The sequence below is a fragment of the Nonomuraea fuscirosea genome (assembly GCF_003001935.1).
GTDB classification, from domain to species: domain Bacteria; phylum Actinomycetota; class Actinomycetes; order Streptosporangiales; family Streptosporangiaceae; genus Nonomuraea; species Nonomuraea fuscirosea.
In genome coordinates this window covers 161,172-170,932 of the sequence record NZ_PVNG01000029.1, presented here as the reverse complement: position 1 = coordinate 170,932, position 9,761 = coordinate 161,172, and the positions used below count along the sequence as shown (strand labels likewise).

9 protein-coding genes and 1 pseudogene are annotated in these 9,761 nt (G+C 71.3%); 3 read left to right on the top strand and 7 right to left on the bottom strand.

What is annotated here, in order from left to right:
* The 4 genes and pseudogenes from B0I32_RS48485 to B0I32_RS48465 all read right to left on the bottom strand — a co-directional run.
* Nucleotides 1–973 (bottom strand): annotated as a pseudogene (locus tag B0I32_RS48485) (type IV secretion protein Rhs); the annotation flags it as partial.
* Nucleotides 974–1,627: 654 nt separating this feature from the next.
* The gene (locus B0I32_RS48475) at nucleotides 1,628–2,665 is read right to left on the bottom strand and encodes a LacI family DNA-binding transcriptional regulator (protein ID WP_106251335.1); all 1,038 of its coding nucleotides are present in this window, start codon (nucleotides 2,663–2,665) and stop codon (nucleotides 1,628–1,630) included.
* Between the two features lie 16 nt (nucleotides 2,666–2,681).
* Nucleotides 2,682–3,011: a hypothetical protein gene (locus tag B0I32_RS48470; protein WP_106251365.1), complete on the bottom strand. Its 330-nt coding sequence runs from the start codon at nucleotides 3,009–3,011 to the stop codon at nucleotides 2,682–2,684.
* A gap of 5 nt (nucleotides 3,012–3,016) precedes the next feature.
* Nucleotides 3,017–3,934, bottom strand: a complete 918-nt coding sequence (locus B0I32_RS48465) for a DUF6772 family protein (RefSeq protein WP_106251334.1) — start codon at nucleotides 3,932–3,934, stop codon at nucleotides 3,017–3,019.
* Between the two features lie 154 nt (nucleotides 3,935–4,088).
* Here B0I32_RS48465 and B0I32_RS48460 point away from each other — a divergent pair, with 154 nt between their 5' ends.
* Nucleotides 4,089–5,393, top strand: coding sequence for an MFS transporter (locus B0I32_RS48460; protein WP_106251332.1), 1,305 nt, complete (start codon nucleotides 4,089–4,091; stop codon nucleotides 5,391–5,393).
* Between the two features lie 6 nt (nucleotides 5,394–5,399).
* Here the strand turns inward: B0I32_RS48460 and B0I32_RS48455 are convergent, their stop codons facing one another.
* Nucleotides 5,400–6,023 (bottom strand): TetR/AcrR family transcriptional regulator, encoded by a 624-nt coding sequence (locus B0I32_RS48455; RefSeq protein ID WP_106251330.1) that lies wholly within the window; start codon nucleotides 6,021–6,023, stop codon nucleotides 5,400–5,402.
* Nucleotides 6,024–6,118: 95 nt separating this feature from the next.
* Between B0I32_RS48455 and B0I32_RS48450 the strand changes: the two genes are divergently transcribed.
* Nucleotides 6,119–7,027: an NmrA/HSCARG family protein gene (locus B0I32_RS48450; RefSeq protein ID WP_106251328.1), complete on the top strand. Its 909-nt coding sequence runs from the start codon at nucleotides 6,119–6,121 to the stop codon at nucleotides 7,025–7,027.
* On the opposite strand, the gene B0I32_RS48445 is transcribed toward B0I32_RS48450, so the two are convergent.
* Together B0I32_RS48445 and B0I32_RS48440 are read right to left on the bottom strand one after the other, a co-directional pair.
* Nucleotides 6,978–7,907, bottom strand: coding sequence for a CE1 family esterase (locus B0I32_RS48445; protein ID WP_146178581.1), 930 nt, complete (start codon nucleotides 7,905–7,907; stop codon nucleotides 6,978–6,980). The genes B0I32_RS48450 and B0I32_RS48445 overlap by 50 nt on opposite strands.
* A gap of 35 nt (nucleotides 7,908–7,942) precedes the next feature.
* A complete protein-coding gene (locus B0I32_RS48440; RefSeq protein ID WP_106251327.1) occupies nucleotides 7,943–8,833 on the bottom strand; it encodes an alpha/beta fold hydrolase in 891 nt (296 codons plus the stop codon).
* A 104-nt stretch (nucleotides 8,834–8,937) separates the two neighbouring features.
* Between B0I32_RS48440 and B0I32_RS48435 the strand changes: the two genes are divergently transcribed.
* The gene (locus B0I32_RS48435; protein ID WP_106251362.1) at nucleotides 8,938–9,516 is read left to right on the top strand and encodes a TetR/AcrR family transcriptional regulator; all 579 of its coding nucleotides are present in this window, start codon (nucleotides 8,938–8,940) and stop codon (nucleotides 9,514–9,516) included.
* The last annotated feature ends 245 nt before the right edge of the window (nucleotides 9,517–9,761 follow it).

Sequence of the window (9,761 nt, the reverse complement as noted above, 5' to 3'; positions counted from 1 at the left end):
TGGTGACCCGCCAGTACTCGCCGTTGTTGTCGCCGTTCGTGGCACCGGTCAGCAGCTCGATCCTGGTGCCGTCGTCCCGCTTCGGCCGCCACTGCTTGGTGGTGGCGTCCTTGACCAGCTCGACCGACGAGTCGCCCAGCGACATGGTGGCGTTGTCCTGGTCCCAGCACAGGTCGCCGGTCTTCTTGCCGTCGATCATGCACGACTTGTAGCGGCGCTCGATGTAGCCGCTGGGGTTGAGCTCGAAGCCCTCGCCCGCCCAGGACGCCTGGTTGTTGGTGGAGGCGGTGCGGCCGTCCACGCTCTGCGAGGAGTAGCCGAGCGACACCCCCGGCTCCTCGCCGCCCAGGGACGGGGGCGTGCGCATCTCGTAGCCCCAGGTGAAGTCACCCGACTGGGTGCCGACGCTCCAGTCGGACGAGGCCGACAGGGAGGTGGCGGCGTGGTCGCCGGACGGGCCCGAGGCCGCCGCGGTCAGCGCGTACAGGCCGCCGGTCTGGACCTCGGCGCTCACCGTGCCGGTCTTGGCGTTGTTCTCGCTCTTCACCGGCTCGGGCGCGGCGCAGCCGGGCGCGCCGGTGAGCGCGCACTCCTCCAGTTTGACCAGCCGGAGCCGGGAGCCGTAGTCACCGCCGTAGGCGTGACGGAAGCCGGAGTAGTCCACCTCCACCTGCGTCTTGACCGGCTTGGCCGCGGCCGTGGCCGCCACGCCCTGGCCCGGGGTGATCCGCATGGCCAGGCCGAGCAGGTCGCTGTCGAGCAGTTCGACGCCGATGGGGGTCGCCGCCTGGGCCGTCTTGGCGCTGCTCCGCGCCAGCTGCACCGGGAAACCGGCCGCCAGGGTGGCGGCGGCGGAGCCGCCGAGCTCCGCCTTCTGCGCTCTGGGCCAGCTGACTTCCGGTGGCGCCTTCCACGCCTGCTGGGCGGCGGGATCGGCCATCGGCGGCTTGACGGGGACCTTCCCGCCCGTCACCGGGGCCTCCTTCTACGTGGCCGGCGCCGAGCGCGGCGCCGCGTAGGCGGGCATGGCGTAGGCCATCTCCACCATCAGGACGACCGCGAGGACGGGAGCGAGTCTGCGTGGCCAGCGCGATTCCGGCTTGGCCTCGTCTCTCGCGAAGCGATTCCAGGACGCGTCCGGATGGTCCGGTTCCTGAGGGGATTGCCGAAGGCCGTTCCATCGGGGGTCCGGCAGCTCTAACTCACTCGGCTGATCCATCTAGCTCCTCCAGGGGGTGTGCGGGGCGGCCGGCCGAGCGGGCTGTGCGGTGCTCAGCCGGTCAACGAGGGCGCGCGGACCCGGTGGGTCACGCTGGATGAGGAGGCGATCTCTGCGGTGCGGCCGGCCCCTTCCGCCGGCATGACGGGCTCGACGTCCGGCGGACGAGCCGCCGTCCGGGCGTCCTGAGCTGGGGTTATGCCCGGGAAACGGACACCCGGGCATGATCCACGATTTTCGCTCGATGATCGAATCATCGCCGCGAACACCCGCCGGTTCTGACTTTTGCTCTTTCTGCTCAAAAAATTTTCAGTGTATAGACATCGCTGTAAATTTTCGCCGGACCGGCGCCGCCGGGCCGGTCAGCCCGCCGATCGGCGTCCGACCAGCCCGTCCACCGGCGTCCGATCAGCCGGTCGACCGGCGTTCGATGAGCTCGGCCGGTAGGCGGGTGCTGGTACGGGGACGATCCGGCTCGGCGATCCGGCGCAGCAGCAGATCGACCGCGGCCGTGCCCGCCTCGTCGGCCGGCAGCCTGATCGTGGTCAGGGGCGGCTGGATGTAGGCCGCGAACGGGTGGTCGCCGTACCCGAGCACGCGCACGTCGTCGGGCACCGTCAGGCCGCACTCCCTGATGGCCCGGTAGGCGCCGAGCGCGAAGTAGTCGTTCGCCGTGATCAGCAGGTCGGGATGGTTGTCCCGGGTGATCAGGTTGGCCGCCAGCGCGTACGCGTCGTCGGGCCGCCACGGCTGGGTGGCCCCGCTCGTCCTGTGGGTGGGCACCTTGAGCACGAGCGCCTGCTCGCGGGCGATGCCCAGCCGGTCGAGGGCGCGCCGGAAGCCCGCGATCCTGGCCGCGACCGTGCTGATGCGCAGGTCCTCCTCCAGCAGCCAGATCCGCCGGACGCCGGGACCGGCCGACCGGACCACCGCGTCGGCGATGGCCGACTCCGCGTCGATGCCGACGAAGTCCAGGCCGCGGCCCGGGATGTCGCGGCTGAGCTGCACGACCGGGATGCCGGCCTCGCTCAGGCCGTCCCACACGTCGCTGCTGAGCTCGGTGGCGACGCCCAGCACGCCGTCCACGCCGAAGCGCAGGAGCTGCTGGACCGCGCGTTCCTCGTTCTCGGCCGAGTCCTCGGTGACGAGGAGCAGCACGGAGTAGCCGGCCGCGCGGCACTCCCGTTCGACGGCCGAGATCAGCGCGGCGTAGAAGGGGTTGGACGGGTTGGTGATGACCAGGCCGACGACCATGGTCCGGCCGGACACCAGCGAGCGGGCGTGACTGTTGGGGACGTACCCGAGCCGCTTGGCCTCGGCGCTGACCAGCGCCCTGGTGGCCTCGCTGACCTGGTCTTTCCCGGCCAGCGCACGCGAGACGGTGTTCGCCGACAGGCCCAGCCGGTCGGCCACATCGCGTAGCGTCACCCGTTGCGAACGTGCCATCCCGTCATCCTCCGGCTCAGCTCTTGCCCACCAAGTAGATCCGCAGTCTGGCAGCAGGGGCGTCGTCACCGGAAACCCGGCAGCGCACCCGCAGCCACTGGCCGAAGCCGGTGACGAGCCAGCTCGTCATCCCGGGCGTCTCCACGCGGACCGGCGGCGTGTCGGCCGGGCACCAGGTCAGGCCGTCCGGCGAGATCTCCGTGGTCAGCTCCAGCGTGCCGGTCAGCTCGTGCGCCTGGACGAAGAAGCGCGCCTCGCCGGCCCACGGGAGCTCGTACGGCTCGGTGGCGAGCTCGTCGCGCACGAGCGCGGAGCGTTCGAGGACCGCGGTCATGGTCGATCGCATCGTCGTCACCAATCCACCGAGATGAGCACGGAGTCGAGGAAGAGGAAGTTGCGGATGCCGGCGTGGGTCCGGACGGAGAAGTAGAAGTTGAGCAGGTTGTCCAGGGTGCTGTAGCGGTCGGGGTAGACCGGCACGGGGACGTCGCTCATGTCCATGACCCGGTCGTTGAGGCGCAGCTCCACGTTCTTACGGGTGCGAGTGTCGATGTCCCAGCGCAGGTAGTGCCAGTTGATCTTGGTGGGCACCTCGTTGACGCACAGTTCGAGGGGCTCGTCGAAGGTGCGCCAGTCGTCCGGGTCGGGGGCGGTGAAGTCGGCCGCGTACGGCAGCGCGAACTTGCCCTCCTGGTGGTCGCGCGGCGTCGGCTCGGGCACCACCGGATACATCCACCGCTGGGTCATCTCGCCCGCCAGGTTCGTGTTCTGGTAGCGGATCACGTTGTGGTAGCGCACGCCGTTGTCGGCGCAGATGTCGGTGGCCACGGTGAACGCCCCGAACTGCGACTCCGAGGGGTGCCGGTTGCCGTCCCAGGCCACGCTGGCGGGCAGCTCGTGGCCGACGGTCGCCTCGGCCTTGAACGCGAAGTACGTCTCGATGCGCACGCGGCCCCGCCCGGCCATGGTGAGCCGGCGGATGCCGGTGGCCGTGTGACCCCTGTGCGGGCGGGTGGCCAGCTTCAGCGCGTACTTGCCGCTCAGCGTGCCGTGCGTGCCGACGTCGAAGAACGAGCAGTTGGACAGCTGCGGCGGCCGGAAGTCGCGCATATGCTCGTCGACCGTGCCGAGGTCACCGCTGCCGTCGTAGTTGCCGATCAGCTCGGTCCAGCCGTGGGTGGTGGAGTCGAAGCGGTCGAAGCAGAGGATCCGGCCGAGCGGGTCGTACTTCGACAGGCCGGCGTCGATGACCGGCGCTGCGCGTTCCATGCGTGGTCCTCTCTCATTAACGTTCACGTGAACAGCGGGATCGACGGAACTCTTGACCTGTTGAACAGGACACTCGTAGTGTAACGCCCACATTAACGTTAATGGTCCGATTGGTAATGAGGCAATCGGCACGTTGTGATGAGGGAGTTGAACGATGACGCTGCGGGTCAGCCGGGCCACGATCGCCTCCACCGTGGGCACCGCGCTCGAGTGGTACGACTTCTCGCTGTACGGCACCGCCGCGGCGCTGGTCCTGCCCCTGGTGTTCTTCCCGTCCGGGGACCCGGTGGCGGCGACCCTGTCCTCGCTCGCCACCTTCGCCGTCGGGTTCTTCGCCCGGCCGGTCGGCGGCATCGTCATCGGCGTGCTCGGCGACCGCGTCGGCCGCAGGACGATGTTGTTCGTCACCCTGCTCCTCATGGCGGCGGCGTCCACGCTGATCGGCCTGCTGCCCTCCTACGCCGCCATCGGCCCGGCCGCGCCGATCATGCTCGTTGCGCTGCGGGTCGTGCAGGGACTCGGCGCGGGCGGCGAGTACGCCGGAGCCATGCTGATGTCGGCCGAGCACGCCGAGACCAGGTCGCGCGGGCTGAACGCCAGCGCGCCGACCCTCGGCAACGCGGTCGGCTCACTGGTCGCGACCGGCGTCTTCTTCCTCGTCTCCGCGCTCATGTCGCACGAGGACTTCATCGCGTACGGCTGGCGCATCCCGTTCCTGCTCAGCGTCCTGGTCGGTGTGGGCGGCGTGATCGTGCGGCTGAAGGTCTCCGACACCCCCGAGTTCCGCGAGGCCAAGGACAGCGGCGGCCACGCGCCGGCTCCGCTGCGGGCGCTGTTCGCCACCTCCGGCCGCAAGATCGTGCCGGGCATGCTCATCAGCGTCGCGCCGAACGTGATCAGCTATCTGCCGTCCGTCTACGCGCTGACGTACCTGACCACGCACGTGCACGCCCCGTCGTGGATCGGCCTGACCGCCGTGGTGATCGCCAACCTGGTCAAGCTGGTCACCGTGCCGATCGCGGGCCTGCTGTGCGACCGGTACGGGCGCCGCCCGGTGATGGTGGCCGGCTCGGTCTCGGCGGCGGTGCTGTTTTACCCGTTCTTCTTCATGCTCGACACCGGCACGCCCGTGGTGATCTGGGCCGCCTTCGTGATGATCTTCACGCTCTGCAACGACCTGACGCTCGCCTCGCAGGCCACGATGATGTCGGAGCTGTTCGACGTACGGCACCGCTACACCGGCGTCACCTTCACCCGGGAGATCACCGGCGCCGTGGTCGGCGGCTGCATCCCCTTCGTGGCGGCCTGGCTGGACGACTGGTCCGGCGGGCAGCTCTGGCCCATCGTGGTGGTGTCGGGGCTGCTGTGCCTGCTGTCGGCGCTCGGCACCCGCTTCATCTCCGAGCCCGCCCACCTGCGCCGCACCGCGCCGGCGCCGAGCGGCAGCCCGGCAGCGTAACGGCGGCTAACGCACCTCCTGAGCGGGGCGGTGGCGGACCTGGTCCGCCGCCGTCCCGTCGTCGTTCCCGGGAAGGCGGGGGCTGATCCCCTGGACGGCCAGGGCGAGCAGCCGGTGCGCCTCGGCGACCGGGTCGGGGTGGCGCTCCGTGGCCAGCGCGATGCCCGTGACCAGCGCGACGAGGTCGGCGACCGTCACGTCCTGCCCCACCGCGCCGGCCTTCGCCGCGTTGCGCACCAGCGGCTCGACCGCTCCGCCGATCTGGGCCGCGCAGGCGTTCGCGTGATCGGCCCCGGCCTGGCCGTCGGGGACCAGCACGTCGGCCATCCCCCGCGCGGAGGCGGCGTACGTGGTGAGCGCGCCCAGCCACTCCAGCAACGCCGCCCGCGCGTCGGCCGCCCCCTCCAGCTCCCCGGCGCGGGCGCACAGCGCCTCGACCCGTTCGTGGAAGACCGCCTGCAACATCGCCCGCCGGCCGGGGAAGTGCCGCCGCACGGTGGCCGAGCCGACTCCCGCGACGCGGGCGATCTGTTCCAGGGAGGCTTCCGCGCCGTGCGCGGCCACCTCGGCCTCGGCCACGGCGAGGATGCGCGCGTAGTTGCGCTGGGCGTCCGCACGCCTGACGGTCATGGCGTCATCTCCGAACTTGCTAACTGGCGGGGGCCTCCGTATCGTACCAATCCGTAAACGGCGGGCCCCGCCGTTTCGTTTCCCGGAGGAGAACCATGTCCGCACAATCCGCACCCGCCCTGGTCATCGGCAGCACCGGCCTGCAAGGCGGCGCCACCGCCCGCGCCCTGCTCGCGGCCGGCGTCCCCGTACGGGCGCTGGTCCGCGACCCCGCCGGCGACCGGGCGAAGGCCGTCGAGGCGCTCGGCGCCGAACTGGTGCGAGGCGACCTCGACGACCGCGACTCGCTCAAGAAGGCGGCCGAGGGAGCTCGCGCCGTCTTCTCCGTCCAGATGCCCGACATGAACGGGCGCGCCTTCGAAGGCGAGGTGGAGCAGGCCGTCAACCTGATCGAGGCGGCGCGGGCCGCCGGCGTGCCGCACTTCGTGCACACCTCCGTCTCCGGAGCCGGCCAGCACACCAGCTGGGTCAAGGACGACTGGGCCTGGATGGAGCCCTACTACACCGCGAAGGCCGGCATCCAGGACCGGGTGCGGGAGGCGGGCTTCGAGCGCTGGACGATCCTCAAGCCGGCCTTCTTCATGGAGAACATCCGCCCCTCCGTGCGGATCCTGTTCCCCCGAGGGGTCGAGAACGGGCTGGTGACCCTGCTGAAGCCCACCACCGAGCTCCGTCTCATCGCCGTGCACGACATCGGCGTGGCGGCGGCCACGGCCATCACCGAGCCCGAGCGGTTCGACCGGGTCGAATTGGAGCTGGCCGGCGACATCCAGTCGATGACGGCCATCGCCGAGATCCTCTCCCGCCACCTGGGCGTCGAGCTGACCGCGCCCGACATGACCCCGGAGGAGGCGGTCGCGGCGGGGATGCCCGACATGGGCTTCGGGCAGGCGAACGCCAACCACCGCAGTCAGCCCGCTCGTCCGGAGTACGCGCGGGCCCTCGGACTGCCTCTTACGACGTTCGAGGAGTGGGCCCGGCGGAATCTGCGGCCCGGTTCCTGACCGGTTCCGGCCGTCTCCTGACGTCCTCGAAGAAGCCAGCGACCAGGTCGGCGGTGCTCACGTCCTGGTTGGTCCTGCCGATCACGGCGGGCCCCTTGGCGGGGCCGGGGATGGTGTGGCCGCCGCCGTGCACCGTGTAGAGCACCACCGGCGGCCGCCCCTCCTGCCGGTGCTCGGTGCGTTCGACCGTCGTCCGGCCAGTGGAGCCGGGCCGGTGCGGCAGCGTCGTGCTGACGGGTTCGGCGGTGATGCCGTTGCGGGCGGCGAAGTAGGCCGCGGTCCGCGGCATCGACAGGCTCTGCCCGCCGACCTTGAACACGGTCCGCACCCACCAGCTCGGCCGGCCGCCCTCGTACCGGATGATCGGGTCCTTCGTGCCGTGGACCAGCAGCACCGGCATCGGCACGGGCGGCGCGCCGGCCAGCAGGAAGTCCTCCGGCGCGGGCATGGTGGCCGCGATCACCGCCGCTCCCGCGATCAGCTCCGGCGCCTCGTGGGCCAGCCGCATCACCATCTGCCCGCCGTTGGAGTAGCCCACCGCGAAGACCCGCCCCGGGTCGATCCGGTGGCTGACGGTCAGCTCGCCGATCAGCGCCCGGGTGAACGCGACGTCGTCCACGTTCTCCAGCCTGGCCGGGAACGCGCTGGAGCGGCGGGCGTCGTTCCAGTTCCCCTTGTGGCCGTCGGGATAGACGACCACCGCCGAGCCGCGCTCCGCCGGCGCGTCGAAGGCGCCGCCGGTGAACGCCCGGTGCTTGGCCCCCGTCTGCCGGGACCCGTGGAAGATCAGGTAGAGGGCGCGTGCGTCCGCGCCGTCCCGCGGTCCGACCACGGTGTAGGTGCGCGGCCTGCCGCCCGCCTCGATGGTGTGCCGGGTCATCCGGTCCTGCCTTTCCTGTCGTGTCGTGCGGGCGGTCAGCCGAAGAAGCCGATGAGGGTGCGGGCGGTCCACCGGGGCGCCTCTTCCGGCAGGAAGTGACCCGCGTCCGGCGCCAGCGCGCCGGTCACGTCGTCCGCGACCTTCCGCATGACCTGCTCGACCGCGGCGCCCGAGCCGCGCTCCCCCGCGGCGGCCAGCACGGGGATGGTCAGCGGTGTACGCGCCAGGTCGGCGATCTGCGCCACCGACTCCTCCGCCCGGTAGAAGGCGAAGCTGGCGCGCAGCGCCGCGGGGTCGCGCAGCGCGTCGACGTAGACGTCCACCGCGTGCGGCGGGATCGCGTCCGGCGTGGCCGCCTTCGAGGCGAACTGGTGGCCGAAGTAGATCTCCTCCCGTCCGGCCACCATCCGCTCGTTGATGTCCCGCAGCCGGTTGAAGACGAAGTGCCAGAGGTACTCGTTGAGGGCGGGCTCCATGAGTAGCGGCGGCATCGGCGACAGGCCCGGGAGGATGGCCTCCGCCACGGCGAGCCGGGTGACCCGGTCACGGTGGCCGGCGGCGAGCGCGTACCCGACGATCATGCCCAGGTCATGGCCGGCGACGGCGAAGCGCTCATGCCCGAGGGCGGTCATCAGCCCGGCCATGTCGGCGGCCAGCGTCACCGGGTCGTAGCCGGTGGCGGGCTTGTCGCTGGCGCCGACGCCGCGCACGTCGGCCGCGACGACCGTGAAGTGCTCGGCGAGGGCCGGCATCACCAGCCGCCAGCCGTACCAGAACTGCGGCCAGGCGGGCAGCAGCAGCAACGCCGGGCCGCGCCCGCCGGTCACCGCGTGCAGGGTCAGCCCGTCGACCTCGGCGGTCCGGCTGGTGAAGGTGCCGGTGAAGCCGTCGGGCAGATGGGGAACGTCGGTCACGGTGAAGGGCACAGGAGTCTCCAGAAGCGTCGGCAGTGGTCGCTTCCGAAGAAGCGGATGACATATCCGTTTCACCGTAACACAAGCGGATGAGTCATCCGGTTATGCTGGTGACCATGACCACCGCCCCGCTGCGCAAGGACGCCGCCCGCAACTGGCACCGCATCGTCGAGGTGGGCCGCCGGTTCGTGGACGAGGGGACGCCGATCCAGCTCAACGACGTCGCGCGGGCCGCCTCGGTCGGGGTGGCCACCGTCTACCGCCACTTCCCCACCCCGGAGGCGCTGGTCGAGACCGTCGCCATCCCCGGCTTCGAGGCGCTGCTCGGGCAGGCCGAACGGGCGCTGGCCGGCGACGACCCCTACGCGGGGCTGCGCGACTTCCTGTACGCCTCCGTCGACGCGCTGCTCGCCGACGCCTCGCTCTCCCCGGTGTTCGCCGCGCCCGTGAACGTCCTGCCGCACACGGCCGAGCTGAAGCGACGGCTGGCCGACCTGTCCGGGCGGATCCTGGACCGGGCGCGCGCGGCGGGCGCCGTCGATCCCGGCGTGACGCAGGATCATGTGGTGCCGCTGATGTGCGGGGTGGTGTACGCGGCGTCCGTGCACCCCGCCGCGTGCGCCGAGGACCGCGCGGCGGCGGGCCGCCGCTTCCTCACCGTCATGCTGGAAGGACTCCGCGTCCGCGCGAGCTGACCGCTCCCGGTCCGGCTTCCGCGACCACCCCGGCCGGCTCGCCGGCTTCTCCGCGTCGCGCGACCACTCCGGCCGGTTGCCGTCCGGCGTCGCGCGACCGCCGGCGGGCCTGGCGATCGTTTAGCTCACGGTCTTCTTGACACGTGATCATGCAGGCTCGCATACTCCCTTCCAAGCTCTTCGAAAAGCTTTTTCCTTTCTCTCCCCGCCCGTTGGGCCTTACCTTTTCCCGGGTTTATCAGACT

Coding starts and splice junctions, on each gene's coding strand:
- B0I32_RS48475 (WP_106251335.1), bottom strand. CDS start 2,665: ATGGCACGTTCGCAACGGGTGACGCTACGCGATGTGGCCGACCGGCTG.
- B0I32_RS48470 (WP_106251365.1), bottom strand. CDS start 3,011: ATGCGATCGACCATGACCGCGGTCCTCGAACGCTCCGCGCTCGTGCGC.
- B0I32_RS48465 (WP_106251334.1), bottom strand. CDS start 3,934: ATGGAACGCGCAGCGCCGGTCATCGACGCCGGCCTGTCGAAGTACGAC.
- B0I32_RS48460 (WP_106251332.1), top strand. CDS start 4,089: ATGACGCTGCGGGTCAGCCGGGCCACGATCGCCTCCACCGTGGGCACC.
- B0I32_RS48455 (WP_106251330.1), bottom strand. CDS start 6,023: ATGACCGTCAGGCGTGCGGACGCCCAGCGCAACTACGCGCGCATCCTC.
- B0I32_RS48450 (WP_106251328.1), top strand. CDS start 6,119: ATGTCCGCACAATCCGCACCCGCCCTGGTCATCGGCAGCACCGGCCTG.
- B0I32_RS48445 (WP_146178581.1), bottom strand. CDS start 7,907: ATGACCCGGCACACCATCGAGGCGGGCGGCAGGCCGCGCACCTACACC.
- B0I32_RS48435 (WP_106251362.1), top strand. CDS start 8,938: ATGACCACCGCCCCGCTGCGCAAGGACGCCGCCCGCAACTGGCACCGC.